The organism is Kribbella sp. NBC_00382 (assembly GCF_036067295.1).
Taxonomy (GTDB): Bacteria; Actinomycetota; Actinomycetes; order Propionibacteriales; family Kribbellaceae; genus Kribbella.
In genome coordinates this window covers 1,668,536-1,691,586 of sequence record NZ_CP107954.1, presented here as the reverse complement: position 1 = coordinate 1,691,586, position 23,051 = coordinate 1,668,536, and the positions used below count along the sequence as shown (strand labels likewise).

The following is a 23,051-nucleotide window of genomic DNA, read 5'->3' as shown; positions in this document are numbered from 1 at the left end:
AGCGGTTGAACGCTAACTGGGTGAGTGTTTATGGGAGCGACGTTCGGCGGTTGGGGGAGACGGCGGAGGAGGCACTCAAGACCGGGCTGAAGGTTTCGGTGCAGCCTCGGGCGTTTGATCAGCCGCAAGCTGACGCGTTGGAGCAGTTGCGGGAGACGGCTCGGGAGATGGAGCGGTTGCGGACGAAGTACCGGCCGGAGGTGATTTTGGTGATCGGGTGTGAGTTCATGTTGTTCACGCCGGGGATCGTGCCGGGGGCGGACTTCTTCGAGCGGGTCGAGTATCTGACCAAGGAGGAGTTCGACATGGCTGAGCTGCAGCGGAAGCTCAGCGTGTACGTCGCCAAAGCAGTGAAGGTTGCCAGGAGCAACTTCAAGGGGCGGATCACCTACGGGGCGGCGTCGGATCTGGAGGAGATCGACTGGAGTCTGTTCGACATCGTCGGGCTGGACTACTACTCGTACCACGCGGATCGCGCCGGGCACACCAAGGAGCTGGCGCCGTTCAAGCGGTGGAAGAAGCCGATCATGATCCTGGAGTTCGGCTGCTGCACCTTCACCGGCGCCCCGGAGCTGGGCGGCATGGGCTGGGACATCGTCGACTTCACCGTCGACCCGGTCCAGATCAAACCCAGGTACTACCGCGACGAGCAGGAGCAGGCCGACCATCTGCGGCACATGCTGGAGGTCTTCACCGAGGAGGGCTTCCTCGGCGCCTCGCCGTACACGTTCATCTCACCCGATGCCCCCCACCGAAGAGAACGCAAGTACGACGAGGACATCGCCGCGTTCAGTCTGTGCAAGGTGATCCGGCAGAACTCCTCGGACCCAGCGTCGAAGTACCGCTGGGAACCGAAGAAGTCCTTCCACGCCGTGAGCAACTTCTACGCGACCTGCTGAACGCTCAGGCGACGTTGAAGGTGTCCGGGTCCGGCCCAGTCCGCTCACCGCGATCGAGCGCGTCCAAGGACGCCAGGTCGTCGGAGGTCAGCGAGAAGTCGAACACCGCGAAGTTCTCCCGAACCCGGGCCGGCGTGACCGACTTGGGGATCACGATGTTGCCGAGCTGGAGGTGCCAGCGAAGTATGACCTGGGCAGGCGACCGGTCGTACTTCGCGGCCAGCTCCGTCACGGCGGTCTCGGTCAGCAGCGAGCCGCCCTTGGCCAACGGGCTCCACGCCTCGGTGGCGATCCCGTGCTCGTTGCCATAGGCCCGTACTTCGGCCTGTACCAGGTAGGGGTGCAACTCGACCTGGTTGACGGCCGGTACGACGGACGAGGCCGCCGCGAGCTGCTTCAGGTGAGCCGGCTGGAAGTTGGAGACACCGATCGCGCGGACCACTCCATCGGCGGACAGCTTCTCCAGCGCGCGCCAACTGTCCGCGTACTTGCCGAGCTCGGGAGCCGGCCAGTGGATCAGATACAGGTCGAGGTAGTCGAGCCCGAGCAGGCCACGGCTGTGCTCGAAGCCGGCGAGCGTCTCCTCGTATCCCTGATCGGCGTTCCACAGCTTGGTGGTGATGAAGAGCTCTTCGCGGGCGATGCCGGAGGAGGCGAGTGCCTTCCCGACGCCGGCCTCGTTCTGGTACACGGCAGCGGTGTCGATGCTGCGGTAGCCGGACTCGAGGGCAGTGGTGACCGCCGCGGTGGTCTCGGTCTCGGGCACCTGGAAGACGCCGAATCCGAGCTGCGGCATCTCGACGCCGTTGTTGAGCTTCACGGTGGGAATCATCAGAATCTCTTTCTTAGACAGTAGTAAGAGCGGGTTCAGGGGTGGCCGCGGTGCGCTTGCGGCGGTCCAGCAGGCCGGAGGTGAGAGCGACAGCCAGACCCGCGGTGGCCAGGGCGGCGCCGACCCAGTTGGGTGCCGTGTAGCCGAGGCCGCGCTCGATGGTGAGGCCGCCGAGGTACGCGCCGACCGCGTTGCCGAGGTTGAAGGCCGCGATGTTCGCGGCCGAGGCGAGCGCCGGTGCTCCGGCCGCCTTGTCCATCACCCGCTTCTGCAACGGCGCCACGGTCGCGAAGCCGGCCGCGCCGAACAGCGCGATCGTCACCGCTGCCGGTACCCGTCCATGAGCGGTGAAGACAAAGGCCACCAGTACTACGGCCAGCGTCGCCAGGATCGCGTACAGGCTGGGCATCAGGGACCGGTCGGCCAGCTTGCCGCCGAACAGGTTGCCGACCACCAGCCCGCCGCCGAACAGTACGAGCAGCCAGGTGACAGCGCCGGACGAGAAGCCGGCCACCTCGGTCATCATCGGCGCGATGTAGGTGAAGGACGCGAACACCCCGGCGAACCCGAGCGCGGTCATCGCGAGCGCCAGCCAGACCTGCAGGTTGCGGAAGACGGCCAGCTCGCTGCGCAGCCCCGGCCCCTCGCTCACCCCTTGCCGAGGTACCAGGAAGACGATGCCGAGCAGCCCGATCACGCCGAGCACGGTCACGGCCCAGAAGGTCGACCGCCAGCCGAAGGCCTGCCCGAGCGCAGTACCACCCGGTACGCCGAACACGTTGGCGACCGTCAAGCCGGTGAACATCAACGCGATCGCGCTGGCCTGCTTGGCCTTCGGGACGAGCGAGGCGGCGACCACCGAGCCGACGCCGAAGAACGCTCCGTGCGCCAGGGCCGCGACGATCCGGCCGGTCATCAGCACGCCGTACGTCGGCGCGAGCGCGGAGATCAGGTTGCCGACGATGAAGACGCCCATCAGCGCGACCAGCACGGTCTTGCGGGAGATCTTGGACCCGATCGCGGTCAGCAGCGGGGCGCCGACGACGACGCCGAGGGCATAGCCGGAGATCAGTAGACCGGCCGAGGGGATGCTGACGCCGAAGTCGGTGGCGACCTCGGGCAGCAGACCCATGATGACGAACTCGGTGGTGCCGATCCCGAAGGCACCGATGGCCAGCGCTAGCAACGCGGCAGGCATGGCTTCTCTTCTCCTTGAAGGTAGTCTTGTGACTATTACCGGCGTCCGCGATAGTTGCAGACGCGGACTATTGCATGAGCCCTATACTGCATCATGCAACGGTATTGCTCAAGCGAGGCCCCCGTACGGGGTGATCCGAGGAGGAGTTGTGGGGTATTCAGACGACGCGGCCGAGGCGCGCGCCCAGGGCTGGCGGACGCTGGCGGCCCTGCATGCCCGGATCGAGGACGAGCTGGAGCGCGCTCTCCAGAAGAAGCACGGCCTGTCCGTGAGCGAGTACTCGGTCCTCGACGCCCTCGCCCGCCAGGACGAGCACCACCTGCGGATGAACCAGCTGTCGAACGCGGTCGTGCTCAGCCAGTCGGCCACCACCCGCCTGGTGAACCGCCTCGAAGACCGGCACCTGCTCGAGCGGTACCTCTGCCCCACGGACCGCCGAGGCATCTACACCGAGGTCACCGAGGCCGGCCGCGCCCTCCTCGCCGAGGCCGAGCCAACCCACGACGAAGTACTGACCACCGCCCTCCAAAAGGCAGCCGAGTTCCCCGAACTAGCCCCCCTCGTAGATGCCCTCGCCCAACTCGCCTTGCCGACTGCGAAGGTCTAGCTACCGCGCCTGGTGCGGAAGTTCGCGAGCACGGTCGGACCGGCCGGGTCGATGACCGCGATCCGGCCGTCTGCGAGCCAGAGCGTGACCAGGCCGTCGCGCTCTCGCAGACGCGGCTGGATCGGGCAGTCGACGGCGGCGACCTCGCGGCCGTCGAACTCGATGGTCAGGCGGCCGTCCTCGGTGAGCAGTCCCAGCGCGTTGCCGCTGCTGATCAGCTCGCGCGCCGGCAGTTCGCGGGTGGCCGGGTTCTCCTGCCGCCGGTACGACGTGAGCTCGTCGCCGGCGGCGACCACCTGATCAGGCAGAACCGCCTGCGACCAGCCCAAACCCTCCGGCGGCAGATTGCGTCGATGGCGCAACGTCATCGACGGGAGCTCCCAGCTGAAAAGCTGGACCTTGGGCTGTAGGACCCGGTCGGCGAAGGTCACGTTGGCGAGCAAGCTCAGCACGTCAGGCGTACGGTTGACCGCCACGATGCCGTGCAGGGCGTCGAGTTCGCGCCACAGGATTTTGGGGCGCGCTGACAGGGTGTCGACGAAGGAGAGGCCGTCCTCGTCGATCACGGTTACCGTCCCGCCGTCGTAGGACTCCAGCAGCTTCCAACTGGGCAGGGTGGTCCACGGCCGGACGGTCCGGGTGGCGAGGTCGAGGCGGTTGATCGTCTGCAGGGACTCGCTTTTGGTCACCAGCAACGCGGTGCCGCCGTGGTCAGCGACCACGAGCGAGTGCACCGGCACGTCCCATCGCGCCCGGGTCCGGCCGTCGTGGGTGAGTAGGCGTACTCCTTGCTCGCCGTGGGCAACCAGTACTGCTCCACCCCGCAACGCGGCCGCGTCGTACACGGGGAGGGCGCCGGGCTCGTCCTCCAGATTGAAGCTCACCGATTGGCCAGGGACAGAGGCCGAGTTGGCTTGCAGCCGAGGAAGGTCTGCGCGGACGAGGGGGTCGCAGCGATCTCGCAGTACCGCGACAGCTCGGCGTACGGGTTGCTGGTCGGCCGCGCCGTCTCGAAGGAGCGAGCGGAGGGCCGCGGTGGCGAGCCGTTTGTCGTGCATTCGATCTGTACTACGTAAGCCCACCAAGGCGAAAGTGAAGCGCTGCCTGGCCTCGGCATCCTCCGAATCGAGCAAGGCCAGGGCCCGGTCGAGGTTCTCCGGAGTCGGGTGCTCAGTCACCAGATGAGCAAACAGGTAGGCGGCACGCGGGCCACCCATCGCCATGCCGACGGCGATGTCGGGAACAACCGTCGCGCGCAGGGTGGCGTCCGGCCAGGCTGCGTCCACTGCTGCCACCGGGTCGCCTGCTTGGCGGCAGTAGTCGACCCAGGCGATGCGCAGATCGCGAGCCATGGCCGGATCGACGGCGTGAAGCCGTTCGATGCCGGTGGCAAAGGCCGCCCGGCTGCGGGCGACCTCGATGGCGCGCGTGCGGTCGCCTGCTCGCCACCAGAGACGGACGACGAGGGGCGCTTCCAGGCCTCTGCTCTCGGCGAGCTGGGCGGCGAGAGCAAGGCGGTCATGGCGCTCCAGCAGGTCGACCGCGGCGCGGGTGTCGTCCAGGAGGTCCGCGTAGACGAAGGCGGCCTCATCGATCTGGCCTGCAGCCTCGAGGGTGCGGGCTGCTTGGAGGTACAAGCCTCTGAGGTGCTCGTAGGCGTTGGTGAAGCCGCCGAAGCCCGATGAGGTGGCTGGTGGCGAACTGCCGGGCCTGATGGAGGTTCGTGGGGTCGGCAGTCGCAGGGAGGCGAGCTTGCTGAGAGCTGTGCCGTTGAGGCCGATCGCGTCGCGGAGGGCCTGGTCGAACTCGCGGCGTTCGAACTTCCGGGTCAGCTCCTGCAGGTAACGCTGTTGCTTGCGGTTGAGGAAATGCCCGGCTGGGGATCGCCAGACCAGCGCCGACCAGAGTCGGTTCAGCAGGCCCGGTCCGCGGGGCGTGGTCGGTTGGGTGGCTGAGGTCCCAGCGTCTGTACCTCGTGCGGCTCTGCGGCGGTTGCCTCCGCCGGCCGAGCTCCCGCCCATGACGAGCCGGATCAAGGTGCTCGCCACGATGACGATCAGCACGCTCTTCAGATGGAATGCGGGACGAGCGGAGGTCGCGATCAGGACGGCCGCGGCGGTGACTAGGAACACTGTCGAGGCGAGGATCCAGCGGAGCCGGAGGATCTCGGGTGGGGCGCCGCCTAAGCGGCTGGTGCGGCTGGTGGTTGCTTCGGTGAGGCCGCTGCGGAAGGTGGTCGCGTCGGACGACGGCGTGCCTAGGCGGGCACCTTCGCGAAGGTCGGGGGTTGGGGGTGTGGTCGCGGCGATCGGGACCTGGGGTTCTTCGGGAGCGCGGTCGATCGGGGTCAGGCGATGCACTGGCAGGCCGGACAGGTCGAACCAGCCGCGGGTCTCGACCTCGGTGGTCGCCGTGATGGGGATCGACCTGACTTCGCCTGCCCGCGGGAGCTGGATCAGCTCGCCTGCCGGCCTCGACTCGATCGGGTCGAGGCCAGGGGTGGTCCAGCCGGTGGGGTGCTTGATCAGGGGGAGGCCGGGGGCGAACTCGGCTCGGACGGCGAGTGGCTCGGGCAGGGTGAGGAGCCAGGTGCCGTCGGGGAGGGCTCGGAGCGTCGAGTCGGATTGCCAGGCTGCTAGGACTCGCCGACGGGCTTCGGTGATGCCGATCGTCGGTACGTCGAGGAGTAGGGCGTGGGCGAGCGTAGTACCGCGGAAGGCGGATCGGTCGTCAGCGGTCATTCGTCACCGCGCAGCGTGGCGACCAGCGAGTTGTCGGTGAGGTTGATGACGTCGATGCGGTGGTCGAGCTCAAGGGCCAGCCAAGGCTCGAAGGGATGCAGGGACGGAGTGCGCCGCACGCTCGGGAGGTCGATCAGGGTGCGGTGGCCGCTGTCGGTGCAGAGCTGGATCGAGCCGTCTGCTGGGGTGTGGCAGAGGACCGACGGATGCTCGTCGAGCACGAGGACGGCGAAGGGTTCCGCGCCGGGCGGGATATCGAGCGGGAGCTCGGTGGCGTCCTGCGCGTGGTGAATCTGCCGGAGCCACCAGGAGTGGCCGTCGAAGCGGGCGACGAGGCCCTGCCGGCCGAGGACCACTCGCTGGGTGTTCACCAGCCTGGCCCAGCTGGGGGAGAGGACCAGTTCATGGTTGTGAGGCTCGGCCAGGAGCGGCTCGTCGAGCTTGTTGCCGGTGGCTACGGCTGCGACGTTGGCGGGCTGGGCCGGGTCGCCAGGGAAGAGCCGCCACCATTTGCCGGCCAGGTGGAAGAGGACCGCGCCGGAGGAGAAGTACAGGGGTGGTAGGTCCTGTTCGGCGAAGTCATTGATGTCGGCAACGGATAGTCCGAGCTCGTCGAGGGGGACAGAGAGCTGGGTGAGGCGGCCCAGAGTCTTGCCGAACGATCGGATCTGCAAGTGGTCGTCGAGTAGGTACAGGGCGAGGGTGCGGCGGTCGAAGCAGGCAGCGGCGACGACGGGGCCGGGGAGCTGGTACCGCTTGGGTTTCGTGTTCGGGCTGCCGGTGATGGTGAGGGCGACGAGCTCGTTCAGTTCGTTGCCGCGAGCAAGTAGTCGGCGAGGGGATCCGGTGAAGGTCCCGAAGTGCGCGCCAGTGGGGGTGCTCGAGGGGCCGGGGACAGCGCGGAGGGCGGCGCCACGCAAGGCGCGGATCGCCAGGTCGTGCCGAGGCAGCGCAAGCTCGACGCGATCTCCGGCCAGTTGCACCTCGGCTGCGGTCGCTCCACCTTCGTCCCACGCACATTCCCGAGTCACCAGCACTCGCCGTTGTCCCGGCAACGCCTTGGCCAGCCGCGGCCCAGCCAGCACCCACACTTCCCCGAAGGTGGTTTCCGCGTCCGCGGTGATCCACGTGGCGACGGAGTCAGCGGTGGGATCGATGGGAGTTCTGGCGGCCAGCCATTTGTCGAGGAGGTGGTTGGGGCCGCCGGTGTGCCAGGTGCCGGGGGGAGAGGTGAGGATGCCCAAGGACAGGTCTTGGCCGCGGGCGGTGGTACGGCGGAGAAGGACGATGAGGGTGGCTAGCTGGACGAGCCGGGCCGCGCCGAGTTGGTCCGGGCCGGTGTCGAGCAGTACTGCGACGGAGCCGCGGTCGCGGTCTTGCTGGTACGCCGGTTCGAGGTACAGGAGCTCAGCGTTGACGGCGCGGCGGAGGAACTCGTCGGGGACGGTATCGGCGAGAGCCCACTCGGACATGAGCATGCGCGTGGGCGAACCCTGGCGGGTGATTCCGTCGTACCCGTCGAGCGGGCCGTGGGTGCCGGCGGCGGTGTCCTGGCGGGTGAGGAGCTGATCGAGTTGCCGGATGAGTGGGCCGAGCGCGACGGCTAGTTCGGCGTCGAGGGCGGAGAGTGGTTCAGCCCAGGGTTGAAGGGCAGGAGGGAGCTGCACGCTTCATCCACCCAGCAAGGCCGGATCGGCAGCCCGTGCCGGTGCATCCGCCACCAGGACCCGATCCGGCAACAGTACGACGAGTTCACCCTCAGGCAACGCACTCCGCAGCAACGCGACCGGCGGGCTGGGCACGACAGTAGTAGGCACCAGTACGCCGCTGTCCCAGCCGAGGTAGATCGCCCCATCAGCCCAAGGCAACTCCTCCCCGAGCACCACCAACCACCCCTCCCCACTCACAACCCTGTACCTCTGCTCCGCCAAGCGCGCGACGGTTGCCTCTCGCAACAATTCGGCCACGTTCCCGCCCGCGGCAACCCCCACAACCTCCAACGGAGGCTCCCGCCGGCTCCACACCACCTCGACCGGCTTCACGTCCTGCGCACCGGATCCGGACTGCGCCTCGGCGACGGACTCCCCGGTTGGCATCACGGTTCCAGCTTGGTGATGAGGGTGGTGCGGAGGTCTGCGAGGGCGGGCGGGAGGTCGGTGTGGGCGAAGGCTGCGTCGATCTCTCGGAGGGTGGCCTCCAGGCGGAGACGTGCGTCAGGGGTGGTGTCCAGCGCTTCGAGCAAGGCCGTGCCTGTTTGGTGGAGGCGTTCCGCTCTTGCATCGGCACCTCGGGAGAGTTCTTCGGCGGAGTGGACGAGGCTGCTGTTGCGGGAGCGCGTCAGGAGGTCGGCGAGGGTTTCGCGGGCCAGGACCTGGGTGTCGGCGGCCGGGGCGATGAGCGGAAGGACCCAGAGGTCGGCTTCGGAGGCCACGGATCGACCGTCGAGGACCGTCGCGGCCGCGATCAGGCGTTGGGCTCGGACGGCTCTACGGTCGCTCAGGGCGATACCGGCTCCGCGTAGGCGTCTGATCGCAGTACCGAGCAGGGAGCGTACCTGGGTGAGGTCTGCCTGCTGGGCAGCGGCGGCCAGGCGGTCGACCGAGCCGAGCAGGTCGTGGGAGCCAGGCTTGGCGACCGCGTGGTCGGCGCGCCAGCCGGCTTCGAGGAGCTCCTCCAGGCGGGCGTCGGCGACCGGCTCGACGAAGAGCCTGGCCAGGAAGCGGTCGGCGAAGGCGGCGAGCGTGTGGTCCTCGGGCAGCGTGTTCGCGGCGCCGACGCAGACCCGCAGCGGGACGGTCAGTGCCGTGCTGCCGCGCCGGAACGTGCGCTCGTTCAGTACGCCCAGCAGCGTGTTCAGGATCGCGGTCGAACCGAGGAAAACCTCGTCCAGGAACGCGATCTCCGCCTCCGGCAGCATTCCCGCGGTCTCGATCTCGACGACGCCCTCGCGCAGCCGGCGCAGGTCGACCGGCCCGAAGATCTCGTTCGGCTCGGTGAACCGGCCGAGCAGATACTCGAAGTAGCTGCCACCCAGCTCCGCCGCGACCCGCCGGACGGCCTCGGACTTCGCCGTACCGGGTGCGCCGATCACCAGCAGGTGCTCACCGGCGACCGCGCAGAGGACGACCACCTCGGCGATCAGTTCGCGATCGACCAGCCCTGCCCGGGCCAGGCCGACTGCTGTGTTGACCGCACGGGCGTCGACTTCGAGTGACATGGCCGGAGTCTAAGCCGATGGGGTGTCTGGGATCGCTTGATTTCCACAGGCTGTGGGTTGGCTGAAGATCGGCGGCGGAGGGTGGTGAGTGGGCGCAGGGCTGGCCAGGATCGGGGTATGGCTGAGATCACGGAGCGCGCTGCTGTGCGGCGGTTGCACGATCGCTTTGGCTTTGGGCCGAAGCCTGGGGCGCTGGATATGGGGTTCGAGACGACTGCGGCGCGGTTGTTCGGTGCTGGGGTCGAGGCTGGGGCGGCGGCGCCTGCGTTGCCGGGCTTGGGGATGGTGGCCAAGGGCGATAAGGACGCGAAGAAGGCGGCCAACAAGGCTCGGGCGGGGCAGGAGTTGAAGGTCTCGGCCTGGTGGCTGGATCGGATGGTGGCCGGGGAGCGGGCGACCGAGCGGCTGACCTGGTTCTGGCATGGACATTTTGCGACCAGTAATCAGAAGGTCCGGAGTGCGCCGTTGATGCTGGCGCAGAATCAGGTCTTCCGGGCTCAGGGGCGCGGGAGTTTCACCGGGTTGGCGCGGGCGATGATCGTGGATGCGGCGTTGATCAAGTGGCTGGATGGGAACGACAACCGCAAGGGGTCGCCCAACGAGAATCTGGCGCGGGAGTTTCTTGAGCTCTTCACGCTCGGGATCGGGCACTACACCGAGGTCGACGTCTTCGAGGGTGCGCGGGCGCTGACCGGTTGGACGGTACGCCGTACTTCGGCGAAGCCGGTCTTCGTTGCCAAGCGCCATGACGGGGATCCGAAGACCATCTTCGGTAAGACCGGTGACATCGACGCGGCCGGCTTTGCGGAGCTGGCCCTGGCGAAGCCTGAGTCGGCGGCCTTTGTGGTTGGGCGGCTCTGGTTCCGGCTTGTGTCGCCTGCACCGCCGACCTCTGCGACGCTGACGCGGTTGGTTGCGGCGTACGGGAGTGGGCGCGATATCCAGGCGGTGTTGAAGGCGATCGCGGCTGAGCCGGCCTTTCGGGACAGTGCTTCGGCGATGGTGAAGCAGCCGGTGGAGTGGGCGGTCGGGTTGATGCGAGCCCTCGGCATCAGGCCGTCGGCGCTTGATGACAAGACGAAGTTGAAGGTGCTTGCTGGGCTGAAGGGGATGGGGCAGGTTCCGTTCCGGCCACCGAGCGTTGGTGGCTGGCCGTCGGGGGCGAGTTGGTTGACCACCTCCGCCGGGGTAGCCCGTTTGCAGTTGGCGCAATTGTTGGCCAAAGAAGCTGAGCTCGGGCAGTTGGCGAAATCGAGTGCGCGCGTCGACGGCGTACGGGTTCTGCTGGGTGTCGACGCCTGGACTGAGCGGACGCGGAATGCCCTTGCAGGATTGACGGATCCCGAGCAGCTGGTCGCGGTCGCGGCCTGCGCACCCGAATACGTAGTGAGTGGCTGAGGAGAATCATGGACAACCTGACCCGACGCCGGTTCCTGACCATGAGCGGAGTCACCGCCGCCGGAGCGCTCGCGGTGGGTGCGACCCAGGTGAGCTGGTCCGATCTGATGAGCGCGGCGGTCGAGAATCCCTTGCACAGTGAGGATTCCGTACTCGTCGTCGTCACCTTGTACGGCGGCAACGACGGGCTCAACACCGTCGTACCGGCCGGCGACCCGGAGTACCAGAAAGCCCGGCCGGACCTCGCCTACGAGCAAAACGAGGTGCTCGACCTCGGCGACGGCCTCGGGCTCAACCCAGGACTCAAAGGCCTGAAGGGGTTGTGGGACGACCATGCGCTCGCCATCGTGCGCGGGGTCGGCTACCCGCAACCGGACCGGAGCCACTTCCGGTCGATGGCGATCTGGCAGACCGCGTCCCCGAAGACACCGGTGCCGACGGGTTGGCTCGGGCGCTGGCTCGATGTGGCCGGTGCCGATCCGCTGCACGCCGTCTCGGTAGAGCCGACGCTGCCGCCGTTGCTAGCAGGGGCAACGACGGCGGCAGCGTCACTACCCGTCCGTGGCCTGAAGCTTCCCAAGGGCAAAGTCGGTACTGCGTACGCTGCGCTAGCCAAAGCCAGCCCCAACGAGGAGCACTGGCAGGCCACCGCGGCAAAGTCGCTAGCCGATCTCCAGAACGCGGTCCGCGTACTAGGCGGCGCCGTCCACGACCAGGCTGAACGTGAAGACGACGAGGACGAAGCTCGCACCAAGGGAGCCTCAGCCGGCGGCGGGTCGCAACTCGGCGCCCAGTTGGACCTCGTCGCCGGACTCGTCGAGGCAGGCGTGCCGACGCGGGCGTACTCCGTCTCCCTCGGCGGATTCGACACGCACGCAGACGAGCGCGGCACCCAGGAGCGTTTGCTCGGCGAACTCGATGGCGCGCTGACGCCTTTCGTACAACGGATGCGGAAGACCGATCGCGGCAAGCAGGTCGTCGTGCTCGTGTACTCCGAGTTCGGCCGGCGGGTCCATGCGAACGGGAGCGACGGGACGGATCACGGGACGGCCGGACCGCTGTTCATGCTGGGCGACAAGATCCGTGGCGGGTTCTACGGAGCGCAACCGAGTCTGACCGACCTGTCCAACGGTGATCTGGTCGCGACAACCGATTTCCGCGACGTCTACGGGACGGTACTGCGCGACGTACTGGGTGCTGATGGAGAGAAGATCCTCGACGGGCACCAGGGGAACGTCGATGGCCTGCTCAAAGTGTGAGCACGAAAGCGGCGCCGGGCTTGCCGTCGATCCGGTCGGTGGCGATCAGGTCGCCACCGTGGGCGCGGGCGAAACCCCGGGCGATCGGGAGGCCGAGGCCGGAGCCGCGACTGCGCTCACCGTGGACGAGGCGCTGGAAGATGCGCTCCCGGTGATCTGGTGGAACCCCGGGACCGTTGTCCTGGACAACCACTCGCACGTGGCCAGGTTCCTGGCTGAGTAGGACCTCGATCGTGCCTTGGTCACCGGTGGCGTTGCGGGCGTTGTCGAGCAAGTTGGCGAGGATCTGGGTGATGCGGTCGGGGTCGGCCTCGACTTCGAGCTCCGGGCCGTTGACCTCGATGGTGTGGCTCGGTGCCATCAGGTGGAGGCGATCGGCCTGGGTCTGGGCGAGGTGCTTGAGCAGGACGGGTTGCCTGCGTAGTACTAGGCCTGCGTCGATGCGGGCGAGTTCCAGCAGGTCGGCGACGAGGGTGCCGGCGCGGCGGGATTCCCTGACCAGGAGGAGTTCCAGCTCTTCACGCCTTTCGGTCGGGGCGTCTGGGTCGAGTTGGAGGAGGGTCTCGGCGGCGGTTTGCAGGCCGGTGACGGGAGTACGGAGTTCGTGGGCGGCGTCGGCGACGAACTGCCTCATGTACTGCTCCTTGCCTTCGAGCGAGTCGAGCATCTCGTCGAAGGCGGCGGCGGTACGGCCGAGCTCGGTGTCGCGGCGAGTTGGTTGCAGTCGGCCACCACGGCGGCCGGCGGCGATCGAGCGGGCGAGCGAGGTCATCGCGTCGAGGGGCGCGAGGGCGACACGCATGCCGAGGATCAGGGCAATCGCGGTGATGGCGAGGGCTGCGGCGCCGGCTAGCCACAGAACGCGTTGCAGGGTTCGGCTTGCGCCATCGAGCAGGGAGGTGTCGGCGGAGAGGAGAAGGGTGGCGCCGCGGGTGCGTTGGCCCGCGGTCAGGGTGCTCTTGACCTGCCGGGTGCCTTTGTCGGCCTCAACAGCAGGCGCACCGAAGACCTGGCCGTTGCGGAGGGTGAGGGTGACACGGATGCCGTCGGCATCGATCCGGCGTACAAGGTTGTTGGGGGCAACGTTCTGGCGGGCGAGTTGCTGAGCTAGCTGGGCGCGGCCGTTGAGCAGGGTGTTGAGGTTGCGTTCGGCTTGGGCGTCGAAGATCGCCTTCACCGCGAGGCCGGTGATGGGGAGGACGATCAGCAGGACGAGGAGAGCGGTGATCGTCACCCGGCGGCGCAGCGAGAGGGTGTTCACGAAGGCGCTCGCAGGATGTAGCCCGCGCCGCGGATGGTGTGGAGCAGTGGGGGTGTACCGAGTTTGCGGCGGAGGGCGCTCACGTGGACCTCGACCAGGTTCGCGGCGTAGTCGTCGTACCCCCACACCGCGGCCAGGATCTGCGCCTTGCCGACCACCTTGTCCCGGCGTCCGGCGAGGAACGTCAGCAGCTTCAGCTCGGTCGTCGTCAGGTCAAGTTGGCGACCGGCACGGCTCACCGAGCTGGCCTCGACGTCGATCGCCAGGTCGCCGATCTCCAGTACCGTCCGCAGCCGGCCCATCCGGCGCAGTACCGCCTCGACGCGCGCGATCAGCTCAGCGAGGACGAACGGTTTGACCACGTAGTCGTCGGCGCCGGTCCGCAAGCCGTGCAGCCGGTCCTCGACAGCGTCCCGAGCGGTGAGCAGCACGATCCCAGCGTTCGAGACCTTGCGGACGACCTCCAGCAGGGCGAACCCGTCCCGGCCGGGCAGCATCACGTCGAGCAGGACGAGATCGGGCCGGAAGGCGGCGAGGTCGCGTTCGAGCGTCTCGCCGTCGGCGCGAGTCAGCACCTCGCAGCCGGCCTCTTCCAGGGCGATCCCGACAGCGGTCCGGATCGCCTCCGCGTCCTCGACCACGAGGACTCTCGCCACCATCCGCCCATCGTGCCATCGCTGGGCACTTCGCCCGTACTACGGACGCGCGGCCTTCAGCGCAGCTTCAGGTTCGCAGCTTCAGGTTCGCAGCTTCAGGTTCGCCGGTTCGGTGGGAGACTGGGACCGTGGCGAAGCGGGACAAGCGCAAGGTCTACTTCTGGCTGATGGGAACCTGCATCGGCCTGATCGTGCTCGCCTGGTTCGTCGTCCGGCTGTTCTCGATCCCGGCCGCCATCGGCATGAGCGCCGTCGCAGCGGTCATCCCACCCATCGCCGCCATCGTCGGCAACCGGCCTCAGCAGTAACTACACCCAAGTCTCAGTCAGTACTTCGATGAACGCCGCCGCGAGTGGATCCGGGCTGCCGCGCGTGTAGGCGGTGAGCGTCCGGCGAGTCGGCGGCTCGGTCCGTAGTACCTGACCGTCGAATCCGGGCGGGAGGATATTGGACGGGACCAGGGCCGGACCCAGCCCAGCGGCCGCCAAGGCAGGGGCGGCAGCGGTCTGCTCGGTGTGGACGGCGACCTTGGGCTCGAAACCAGCCTTCGCGCAGGCCTGATTGAGTACGTCGGCCAATCCGTGGCCGGGCATGTAGTGGACCCAATTGCGGCCCGCTAGGTCCTTCAACCGGATCGACTTCCGGCCCGCGACCGGATCGTCCTTGGCGACGACCACGACCAACTCCTCCTTGCCGAGGATGTGGGTGCTGCCTGGCCAGTCCTTCGGTGTGGGGCCGACCGCGAGGTCCGCCTGGCCGGCGCTCATCGCCTCGATCAGCTCGTCGGTGTGCCGGTGCTCGAAGAGGCGGATCCCGACGTTGGGGTGGGTCCGCCGCCACGCCTTGAGCGCGGTCGGCAGGATGCCGAGGCTGATCGAGTAGAGGGTCGCGATCTGTAGCTCGCCGACCTCCAGACCAGCGGCCTGGCGCGCGGCGCACGTTGCCCGCTCGGCGTCGGCGAGGGCGGCTCTGGCGTGCGGAAGCATCGCGCGGCCGGTCGGGGTCAGGCGGATCGCACGGGGGAGGCGCTCGAGGAGCGGGCTGCCGGTGGACCGCTCCAGCGCGCGGATCTGGTGGGAGAGCGCGGGCTGGGTGACGTGCAGGAGCTCGGCGGCCTTGGTGAAGGAGCCCAGGTCGACGACGGCCACCAGATATTCGAGCTGCCGGAGCGTCGCCATGAACAGAGCTTATGGGATCGGTGAGAACTATGCGTTGGACTTATCCACAGGGTTAGCCACAGGCTGGGGATATGGAGCAGACGAAGGTCGCGCTGGTGGTCGGTGCGCGCGGAGTGATCGGGACGAATCTGGTCGAGCACTTGGAGTCGCTGCCGGACTGGCGAGTGATCGGGTTGTCCCGGCGAGGCGGTGTCTCTTCTGCTCGCGTGCAGCACGTTGCGGTCGATCTGCTGGACCCCGACGACACCCGCTCGAAGCTGTCCGGGCTGACGGACGTAACGCACGTCTTCTACGTCGCGTACCAGGACCGCCCGACCTGGGCCGAGCTCGTCCCGCCGAACCTCGCGATGCTGGTGAACGTCGTCGACGCGATCGAGCCGGTCGCGCGCGGCCTGCGGCACGTGAGTCTGATGCAGGGGTACAAGGTGTACGGCGCACACCTCGGGCCGTTCAAGACTCCTGCCCGGGAGGACGACCCGCCGCATCTGCCGCCGGAGTTCAACGTCGACCAGCAGCAGTTCCTGGAGTCGCGGGCGGCTCGGGGTGGCTGGGAGTGGTCGGCGTTGCGGCCGTCCGTCGTCGGTGGGGTGGCCCTGGGCAACCCGATGAACCTGGCGGTCGGGATCGCGGTCTATGCGTCGATCTCGAAGGCCTTGGGGGTGCCGTTGCGCTTCCCCGGCAAGCCCGGTGCGTACTCCTCGCTGCTGGAGATGACGGATGCGGGGTTGTTGGCGAAGGCAACCGTTTGGGCGGCCACCGCGCCAGCTGCGGCGAACCAGGCGTTCAACATCACGAACGGCGATCTGTTCCGCTGGAACGAGCTGTGGCCGAAGCTCGCCCGGTGGTTCGACCTCGAGGTGGCGCCGCCTCTGCAGATGTCCTTGACCACGGTGATGGCTGACAAGGAGCCGCTGTGGAAGGAGCTCCAGGCGGGGCATGGGCTGGTGGCGACGCCGTACGCCGATGTCTCGTCCTGGCCGTTCGCGGACTTCGTCTTCGGCTGGGACTACGACTTCTTCGCCGATGGGTCGAAGGCGCGGCGGGCCGGTTTCCACGAGTACGTCGACACCGAGGCGATGTTCTTCGGCATCTTCGAGACGCTGCGCCGGGACCGGATCATCCCCTGACCCACCCCACCCAGTGCTCCCGCCCCGCCCCCGCGCCGCGGCGCTCCCGCCTCCGCCCTTACCCCGGTCCTGCCCACCCCCATTTCGGTGGTTAACCCCTCAAATAGGGGGTTGTCACCCCTGATTCCCGGGGGGCAACCCCCTATTTGAGGGGTTAACCACCGAAATGGGGGCAGTCGGTCGGCGCGGATGCGGCCAGGCCGCCCACGGGTGGGGGTGGGGTGGGTGTGGCATGCTCCGGGCTGTGGTGGGTCAACGGGTGGGTCAAGGGTCGGGCCAGGGCGCCGGGCGGGTGCTGGGGGTCAATCTGCGGGCTCGGCGGGATGAGCAGGGGATCTCGCTGTCGGAGCTGGCCCGGCGGTCGGGGATCGCCAAGGGCACGCTGTCGCAGCTGGAGTCCGGCGCGGGCAATCCGACGATCGAGACAGTGTTCAGTCTGTCGAACGCTCTCGGGGTGCCGGTGTCATCGCTGCTGAACGAGCCGGCGGCGTCCGACCTGGTGCATGTGCGGTCGGCGGATGTCGACGTGCTGACCGGTGACGCGGTGGATCTGCGGATGTTGCGGCGGCTGGAGCATCCGGGGGCGCTGATGGAGGTGTACGACCAGCAGATCCGGGCGGGGGCGGTGCAGCGGTCGGCGGGACATCCGGGGACGGAGCATCACGTAGTACTGGCTGGGCGGTTGCGGATCGGGGCTCACGGGCAGCAGTTCGAGCTGGGGGCCGGGGACTATCTAGCTTTTCGGGCTCATGGGGCGCATGAGTACGAGGCGCTGGACGGGCTGGTGCGGTCGGTGTTGCTGCTGGAGTATCCGCCGGATGTGCAGCCGGTCGCGCTGGATGGGCTGCATCTGGACTGAGGCCGTCACGGGGCTGTCACTGGGGCCATCGCTGCGGCCGTTGACCTGGGGCGGGTGACGGACGTACTCTCGAATCGTTCATTTTACTGAACGATCTGCGAGGATTCGGATGACTGAGGTCGACGTGGTGGTGGTCGGGGCGGGCATCGTGGGTGCCGCCTGCGCCGAAGCCCTGTCGGCTGCCGGCGTCCGGGTGCTCGTGCTGGATCGCGGGGCGCCTGCGTCCGGTACGACGGCGGCCGGCGAGGGCAACATCCTCGTCTCCGACAAGGGGCCCGGGCCGGAGCTCGACCTGGCGATCGCGTCGCGGACCGAGTGGCTCAAGGTGCTCGATCGGCTGCCTCGGCGGGTTGCGGATGTCGAGTGGGAGCCGAAGGGCGGGCTGGTCGTCGCGACTGGCGAGCCTGGGCCGTTGGAGGACTTCGCTGCGGCGCAACGGGGTGCTGGGGTGGATGCTCGGGTGCTCAAGCCCGCGGATGCTTTGGAGTTGGAGCCGTTGCTGACTCCTGCGGTGACCGTCGGGGTCCATTACCCGGATGATGCTCAGCTTCAGCCGGTACTGGCGGCGACGGCGCTGCTGGCCGCAGTACGGGCTCGTGGTGGTTTGGTACGGGGTGGCGTGACGGCTTTGTCGGTACTCCGAACCGCTGGGCGCGTGGTTGGGGTGTCGACGGACGCGGGGGACTTCGCATGTGGGGCTGTGGTGAATGCGTGTGGGCCGTGGGCCGGGGCGTTCAGTGAGGCGGCCGGTGGGCCGCTGGCGATCCTGCCGCGACGCGGGATGATCCTGGTGACCGCGCCGTTGCCGGAATGCGTACGGCACAAGGTTTATGACGCTGACTACGTCGGGGCGGTCGGCAGCGGGGACGCCGAGCTGCAGACGTCGACGGTGGTGGAGTCGACGCGGGGCGGGACGGTGCTGATCGGGTCTAGCCGGGAGCGGATCGGGTTCGACGACTCGGTGCGGGTTCGGGTGTTGCGGGAGTTGGCGCGGAAGGCTGTGGGGTTGTTCCCGTTCCTGGGCGAGGTGCCGGTGATGCGGGCGTACGGCGGGTTCCGGCCCTATGCGCCGGACCATCTGCCAGTGATCGGGGCCGACCCGCGGGTCGAGGGTTTGTGGCACGCGACCGGGCATGAAGGCGCCGGCATCGGGCTCGCCGCATCGACCGGCCGCCTGATCACCGAACTGTTCCTCGGGTTGTCGCCACACGTCGATCCCTTGCCGTTCCGCGTGGATCGCCCCGCTCTGCTTGGTGTCTCATGAGCCCGTATCTCCGCCCTGCTGAGGGCGATCCAGCTGAGCCACAGCCCGGCGAGCCGATCGAGATCACGGTCGACGGCCAGCCGGTCAAGGCGCTGCCGGGCCAGAGCGTCGCTGCCGCCCTGATGGCCGACGGCCGGGACTCCTGGCGCACGACGCGTAGCGGTGACCGCGCCCGAGGCGTCTTCTGCGGCATCGGCTCCTGCTTCGACTGCCTGGTGGTCGTGAACGGCCTGCCGGACGTACGAGCCTGCCAGCGAGTGCTGCGGCCCGGCGACCAGGTCGAGACGCAGCACGGCGCAGTGCTGCCGTCGGCAACGGCCGCCGCAGCACCCACCGGGACGTCTGCGGGTCCGCCTGCGGCCCGGCAGGACGACTTTGTGCTCGGTGTGAGCGTTTTGGAGGAGGCCAAACGCTCAGGTGGTGCACAAGGTGCCCTGGGCAATGGCGTACAGGTGGTGCCTGTTGTTGTGGTGGGGGCTGGGCCGGCGGGGATGAGTGCGGCAGTGGCTGCGGCTGATGCTGGGAGCTCGGTGTTGCTGGTTGATGCCGGTGCGAGTGTTGGCGGGCAGTTCAACCGGCAGTTGCCGGTCGAGTTCGGGGCGAAGCGGCCGGAGAAGTTGCAGCACGGGTGGTCGGCGTTTGCCCGGCTGCGGGACCGGATTGCCGACGATCCGAGGATCACGCATCTGACGGAGACGAGCGTGTGGGCTCTTGAGCGCCCCGCCGATGCCGCCAATGCCGCCAATGCCGCTGCGCCACGCACGCGGCTCTGGTTGCAGACCGGCGCAGCTGACTCGGCCGGGCGGAAGGTATCGGCTGTCGAGACACCTGCGCTCGTACTGGCGACGGGCGCGTACGACCGGGTGCTGCCGTTCCCCGGCTGGGATCTGCCAGGCGTCTACACCGCAGGTGCCGCACAAGCCTTGGCGAAAGGTCAGCGGATCAGCATCGGCAAGCGAGTCGTGGTCGCCGGTACCGGACCGTTCCTCTTGCCCGTCGCCGAGTCGTTGCTCGGTGTCGGAGCCGAGGTGGTCGCGTTGCTCGAAGCCAACAAACCGAGCACCGTCGTGCGCGGCTGGCGCACCGACCCGTTGGCGGCCTCCACCAAACTCACCGAAGGCCTCGGCTACGCGGCTCTTCTGGCCCGCCACCGAATCCCCTTCCGCCACGGCCGAACCGTCATCGCAGCCCACGGCACCGATCGCGTGGAGGCCGTCACCACGGTCCGGCTGGACGCCGACTGGGTCCCGATCCCTGGTACGGAAGAGCGCATCGAGGTGGACGCGGTCTGCCTGGGCTTCGGCTTCACTCCCAATCTCGAGCTGGCCGTTTCGGCCCGTTGTCAGCTGATCGACGGGCCGGCGGTACTCGTCGATGAAAGCCAGCAAACCAGTACGCCCGGGGTATGGGCCGCGGGCGAGCTCACCGGTATCGGTGGCGCAGTTCTGTCGGCGGCAGAAGGTCGCGTCGCCGGAGCCGCAGCCGCCGGGGCGGAGGTAGACCGGGGCGCGGTTGCCAAGGGCAAGCGGTTCGCGCGGGCATTGGACGCTGCCTATCCCGTGCGGGACGGATGGCTGAAGTGGAGCGGTGCGGACACGCTGGTTTGCCGCTGCGAGGAAGTGACGCGGGGCGAGGTTGACGAGGCGGTCGGGGCGCGGGACGTGGAGGCGGCGCGGAGCCTGAAGCTTTCGTCGCGGGCCGGGCTGGGCCTGTGTCAGGGGCGCGTTTGTGGGCGGAACGTCGCTGGGATCACCGGGGTGAAGGATGGGTACAGGCGGCCGCTTGCGGTGCCTGTGCGTTTGACGGATTTGGCCGATGCGGACGTACTGGAGGATTTGTGAGCGAGAAGCTTGATGGTGTGATTGTTGCTACCGCGTTGCCGTACGCGGAGGACGCGTCGGCGCCGGCGGGATTGCGGCCGGACTACGACAAGTACGCGGAGCACTGCCGGTGGCTGGTGGAGAACGGGTGCCGCGGGGTCGGGCCCAACGGGTCGCTGGGGGAGTACTCGTCGCTGACCGATGACGAGCGGCGGACGGTGGCACAGATCGCGATCGATGCTGTGGGCAACGACGGGATCGTCGTGGTCGGCGTGCACGGCGCCGGCGCGCATCAGGCGCGGGCGTGGGCCGAGAAGGCGGCGGAGGACGGGGCGGACGGCGTACTGTGTCTGCCGCCGACCATGTATCGCGCCAACCGCGGCGAGGTGATCCACCACTACACCGAGGTCGCCAAGGCCGGACTGCCGGTGATGGTCTACAACAACCCGCACGACACGAAGGTCGACCTGACGCCGGACCTGCTGGCCGAGCTCGCGCAGATCGAGAACGTCGTGGCGGTCAAGGAGTTCACCGGCGACGTCCGGCGCATCCTGGAGATCCGCGAGCTGGCGCCGAGCCTCACCGTCGTCGCTGGCGCGGACGACCTCACGCTCGAAGCGCTGCTGATGGGCGCGACCGGTTGGTTCGCCGGGTTCCCCAACGTGTTCCCAGCTGAGTCGGTACGGCTCTACAACCTTGCGCTCGAAGGAAACCTGGCCGAGGCGCGGGCGCTGTACGAGCCGCTGGTCGCCGCGTTCCGGTGGGACTCGCGGGTCGAGTTCGTGCAGGCGATCAAGTACGGGATGGATTACGTCGGCCGGTACGGCGGTCCCTGCCGCCCGCCGCGCGGACCGCTGGTACCGGAGCACCTCGCCCAGCTCGAGCAGGACATGAAGAAGGCAGTGGAGTCGCTGGTATGAGGTCGATCCGGACCTTGAGCGCGATCGACTCGCACACCGAGGGGATGCCGACGCGGGTGATCACCGGTGGCGTCGGCGTCATCCCCGGTACGACGATGGCCGAGCGGCGCGAGTACTTCCTGGCGCACGACGACGACCTGCGTCTTTTCCTGATGAACGAGCCGCGCGGCCACTCAGCCATGAGCGGTGCGATCCTCCAACCCCCGACCCGGCCGGACGCGGACTGGGGTGTGCTTTACATCGAGGTGTCCGGCTGCCTCCCGATGTGCGGGCACGGGACCATCGGTGTCGCCACGGTGCTGGTCGAGTCGGGCATGGTGAAGGTGACCGAGCCGCTCACGCAGGTACGGCTGGACACTCCGGCCGGGCTCGTCGTCGCGGATGTTGCGGTCAGCAACGGTCGGGCCGAGCACGTGACGATCCAGAACGTACCGGCGTACTCGCACGCCCTTGACGTCACGGTGAAGGTGGATGGCCTGGGTGAGGTGACCTACGACCTCGCGTACGGCGGTAACTTCTACGCGATCCTGCCGCTGGAGCAGCTCGGCATCCCGTTCGACCGGTCGGAGAAGGACCGGATCCTGCAGGCCGGGCTGGACATCATGGACGCCATCAACGCGACCGACCGGCCGGTGCATCCGCTGGACCCGTCGATCAACGACTGCAAGCACGTGCAGTTCACCGCGCCCGGTACCGACGGCGCCGACTCCCGCAACGCGATGGCGATCCACCCGGGCTGGTTCGACCGCTCCCCGTGTGGCACCGGCACGTGCGCCCGGATGGCGCAGTTGCATGCCCGGGGCGAACTCAACCTCAACCAGGACTACGTCAACGAGTCGTTCATCGGCACCCGCTTCACTGGGCGCCTGCTGGAGGAGACGACGGTCGGCGATCGGCCGGCCGTAGTGCCGACTGTCACCGGTCGGGCCTGGATCACCGGGATGGGTCAGTATCTGCTCGACCCGACGGATCCGTTCCCTACGGGCTTTGTGTTGTGAAGCGGAGGGGTTGGCCGGGGCGGAGTTGGGCGCAGGTGGGGAGGTCGGCGGTGGCTACGTAGGCGATGACGGGGTAGCCGCCGGTGACCGGGTGGTCGGCGAGGAAGATCACGGGGAGGCCGGAGGGTGGGATTTGGATTGCGCCCAGGGCCATCCCTTCGCTGGGCAGCTCGCCCTCCTGAACTCTTTGCAGGGCAGGGCCTTCGAGGCGTACGCCGATGCGGTTGCTGTTGCTGCTGACGGTGTACGTCTGCCCGCGCAAAGCATCCGGCGCGAACCAGTCCGCCCGCGGCCCAGCAGTCACCCGTACTACGACCTCGCCTGCCGCCGGATCGGCCACCGCGGCAAGATCGACACCGGGCATCGGCGCGTACTCGTCGCCGACGGGTAGGAGATCACCGGCGCGCAAGGGCGCTGGGCCGAGGCCTGACAGCAGATCGGTCGACCGGGACCCGAGGACTGTCGGAACGGCGATACCGCCTCTGACGGCGACGTAGGTGCGCAGGCCGCTCCTGGGTGGGCCGAGGCGCAGAACATCGCCTGGCCGAAGGGTGCTGGGTGCGTTGAGGGGCGCGCCGGCACACGGAGCGCCGGTCGTGGCGATGACGACCTCGGTCTCGGCACGCAGGGCAAGTCCACCAAAGGTCACCTCGATCACGGCAGCGCCGGGCTCGTTGCCAACCAGCCGATTGGCCAACTCATACGACCGCTGGTCGCATGCTCCGGAGCGGGGGATCCCAAGGGCAGCCTGCCCAACCCGCCCACGGTCCTGGATAGTTGCCAGCGGCCCCGTCTCCAGCACGGTCAACCCCGTCAT

General features: G+C 68.3%; 21 protein-coding genes. 11 read left to right on the top strand and 10 right to left on the bottom strand.

Annotated features, from left to right (window positions below):
- Positions 1 to 20 precede the first annotated feature (20 nt).
- Positions 21 to 899: a hypothetical protein gene (locus OHA70_RS08400; RefSeq protein ID WP_328330318.1), complete on the top strand. Its 879-nt coding sequence runs from the start codon at positions 21 to 23 to the stop codon at positions 897 to 899.
- Positions 900 to 903: 4 nt separating this feature from the next.
- Here OHA70_RS08400 and OHA70_RS08395 read toward each other — a convergent pair whose 3' ends face one another.
- Both OHA70_RS08395 and OHA70_RS08390 read right to left on the bottom strand, forming a co-directional pair.
- Positions 904 to 1,731: an aldo/keto reductase gene (locus OHA70_RS08395; RefSeq protein ID WP_328330316.1), complete on the bottom strand. Its 828-nt coding sequence runs from the start codon at positions 1,729 to 1,731 to the stop codon at positions 904 to 906.
- A gap of 13 nt (positions 1,732 to 1,744) precedes the next feature.
- Positions 1,745 to 2,929: an MFS transporter gene (locus tag OHA70_RS08390; RefSeq protein WP_328330314.1), complete on the bottom strand. Its 1,185-nt coding sequence runs from the start codon at positions 2,927 to 2,929 to the stop codon at positions 1,745 to 1,747.
- Between the two features lie 148 nt (positions 2,930 to 3,077).
- Between OHA70_RS08390 and OHA70_RS08385 the strand changes: the two genes are divergently transcribed.
- On the top strand, positions 3,078 to 3,536 hold the full coding sequence (locus OHA70_RS08385) for a MarR family winged helix-turn-helix transcriptional regulator (protein ID WP_328330312.1): 459 nt from the start codon (positions 3,078 to 3,080) through the stop codon (positions 3,534 to 3,536).
- Here the strand turns inward: OHA70_RS08385 and OHA70_RS08380 are convergent.
- The 4 genes from OHA70_RS08380 to OHA70_RS08365 are packed head-to-tail and all read right to left on the bottom strand — an operon-like array spanning position 3,533 to position 9,494.
- Complete coding sequence (locus tag OHA70_RS08380) at positions 3,533 to 6,277, bottom strand: bpX6 domain-containing protein (RefSeq protein ID WP_328330310.1); 2,745 nt, start codon at positions 6,275 to 6,277, stop codon at positions 3,533 to 3,535. The two genes, OHA70_RS08385 and OHA70_RS08380, sit on opposite strands and share 4 nt — an antisense overlap.
- Positions 6,274 to 7,944 (bottom strand): hypothetical protein, encoded by a 1,671-nt coding sequence (locus OHA70_RS08375; RefSeq protein ID WP_328330308.1) that lies wholly within the window; start codon positions 7,942 to 7,944, stop codon positions 6,274 to 6,276. The genes OHA70_RS08380 and OHA70_RS08375 overlap by 4 nt, the downstream gene beginning before the upstream one ends.
- Positions 7,945 to 7,947: 3 nt before the next feature.
- Positions 7,948 to 8,373 carry a bpX5 domain-containing protein gene (locus OHA70_RS08370; RefSeq protein ID WP_328330306.1) on the bottom strand — a complete coding sequence of 142 codons (426 nt, stop codon included), beginning with the start codon at positions 8,371 to 8,373 and terminating at the stop codon, positions 7,948 to 7,950.
- Positions 8,373 to 9,494, bottom strand: coding sequence for an AAA family ATPase (locus tag OHA70_RS08365; protein WP_328330304.1), 1,122 nt, complete (start codon positions 9,492 to 9,494; stop codon positions 8,373 to 8,375). Before OHA70_RS08365 ends, OHA70_RS08370 begins: the two co-directional genes overlap by 1 nt.
- A gap of 117 nt (positions 9,495 to 9,611) precedes the next feature.
- Between OHA70_RS08365 and OHA70_RS08360 the strand changes: the two genes are divergently transcribed.
- The gene (locus OHA70_RS08360; protein ID WP_328330302.1) at positions 9,612 to 10,892 is read left to right on the top strand and encodes a DUF1800 domain-containing protein; all 1,281 of its coding nucleotides are present in this window, start codon (positions 9,612 to 9,614) and stop codon (positions 10,890 to 10,892) included.
- 8 nt (positions 10,893 to 10,900) lie between these two features.
- Entirely contained in the window at positions 10,901 to 12,151 is a 1,251-nt protein-coding gene (locus OHA70_RS08355) for a DUF1501 domain-containing protein (protein WP_328330300.1), read from the top strand.
- Here the strand turns inward: OHA70_RS08355 and OHA70_RS08350 are convergent.
- Both OHA70_RS08350 and OHA70_RS08345 read right to left on the bottom strand, forming a co-directional pair.
- Positions 12,141 to 13,412, bottom strand: a complete 1,272-nt coding sequence (locus OHA70_RS08350) for a sensor histidine kinase (RefSeq protein ID WP_328330298.1) — start codon at positions 13,410 to 13,412, stop codon at positions 12,141 to 12,143. The two genes, OHA70_RS08355 and OHA70_RS08350, sit on opposite strands and share 11 nt — an antisense overlap.
- Entirely contained in the window at positions 13,409 to 14,071 is a 663-nt protein-coding gene (locus tag OHA70_RS08345; RefSeq protein ID WP_328330296.1) for a response regulator transcription factor, read from the bottom strand. The genes OHA70_RS08350 and OHA70_RS08345 overlap by 4 nt, the downstream gene beginning before the upstream one ends.
- A 125-nt stretch (positions 14,072 to 14,196) precedes the next feature.
- Here OHA70_RS08345 and OHA70_RS08340 point away from each other — a divergent pair, with 125 nt between their 5' ends.
- Entirely contained in the window at positions 14,197 to 14,376 is a 180-nt protein-coding gene (locus OHA70_RS08340) for a DUF3099 domain-containing protein (RefSeq protein ID WP_328330294.1), read from the top strand.
- On the opposite strand, the gene OHA70_RS08335 is transcribed toward OHA70_RS08340, so the two are convergent.
- Complete coding sequence (locus OHA70_RS08335) at positions 14,377 to 15,246, bottom strand: LysR family transcriptional regulator (protein ID WP_328330292.1); 870 nt, start codon at positions 15,244 to 15,246, stop codon at positions 14,377 to 14,379.
- 71 nt (positions 15,247 to 15,317) lie between these two features.
- On the opposite strand from OHA70_RS08335, the gene OHA70_RS08330 reads away from it, so the two are divergent.
- The 6 genes from OHA70_RS08330 to OHA70_RS08305 all read left to right on the top strand — a co-directional run bounded on the left by OHA70_RS08330 (position 15,318) and on the right by OHA70_RS08305 (position 22,234).
- Positions 15,318 to 16,373: an SDR family oxidoreductase gene (locus OHA70_RS08330; RefSeq protein WP_328330290.1), complete on the top strand. Its 1,056-nt coding sequence runs from the start codon at positions 15,318 to 15,320 to the stop codon at positions 16,371 to 16,373.
- A 259-nt stretch (positions 16,374 to 16,632) separates the two neighbouring features.
- On the top strand, positions 16,633 to 17,232 hold the full coding sequence (locus OHA70_RS08325) for a helix-turn-helix domain-containing protein (RefSeq protein ID WP_328330288.1): 600 nt from the start codon (positions 16,633 to 16,635) through the stop codon (positions 17,230 to 17,232).
- Positions 17,233 to 17,341: 109 nt separating this feature from the next.
- Entirely contained in the window at positions 17,342 to 18,496 is a 1,155-nt protein-coding gene (locus tag OHA70_RS08320) for an NAD(P)/FAD-dependent oxidoreductase (RefSeq protein WP_328330286.1), read from the top strand.
- Positions 18,493 to 20,337 carry an FAD-dependent oxidoreductase gene (locus OHA70_RS08315; RefSeq protein ID WP_328330284.1) on the top strand — a complete coding sequence of 615 codons (1,845 nt, stop codon included), beginning with the start codon at positions 18,493 to 18,495 and terminating at the stop codon, positions 20,335 to 20,337. The genes OHA70_RS08320 and OHA70_RS08315 overlap by 4 nt, the downstream gene beginning before the upstream one ends.
- A complete protein-coding gene (locus OHA70_RS08310; protein ID WP_328330282.1) occupies positions 20,334 to 21,236 on the top strand; it encodes a dihydrodipicolinate synthase family protein in 903 nt (300 codons plus the stop codon). The genes OHA70_RS08315 and OHA70_RS08310 overlap by 4 nt, the downstream gene beginning before the upstream one ends.
- Positions 21,233 to 22,234, top strand: coding sequence for a proline racemase family protein (locus tag OHA70_RS08305; RefSeq protein ID WP_328330280.1), 1,002 nt, complete (start codon positions 21,233 to 21,235; stop codon positions 22,232 to 22,234). Before OHA70_RS08310 ends, OHA70_RS08305 begins: the two co-directional genes overlap by 4 nt.
- On the opposite strand, the gene OHA70_RS08300 is transcribed toward OHA70_RS08305, so the two are convergent.
- A complete protein-coding gene (locus OHA70_RS08300; protein WP_328330278.1) occupies positions 22,215 to 23,051 on the bottom strand; it encodes a biotin-dependent carboxyltransferase family protein in 837 nt (278 codons plus the stop codon). The two genes, OHA70_RS08305 and OHA70_RS08300, sit on opposite strands and share 20 nt — an antisense overlap.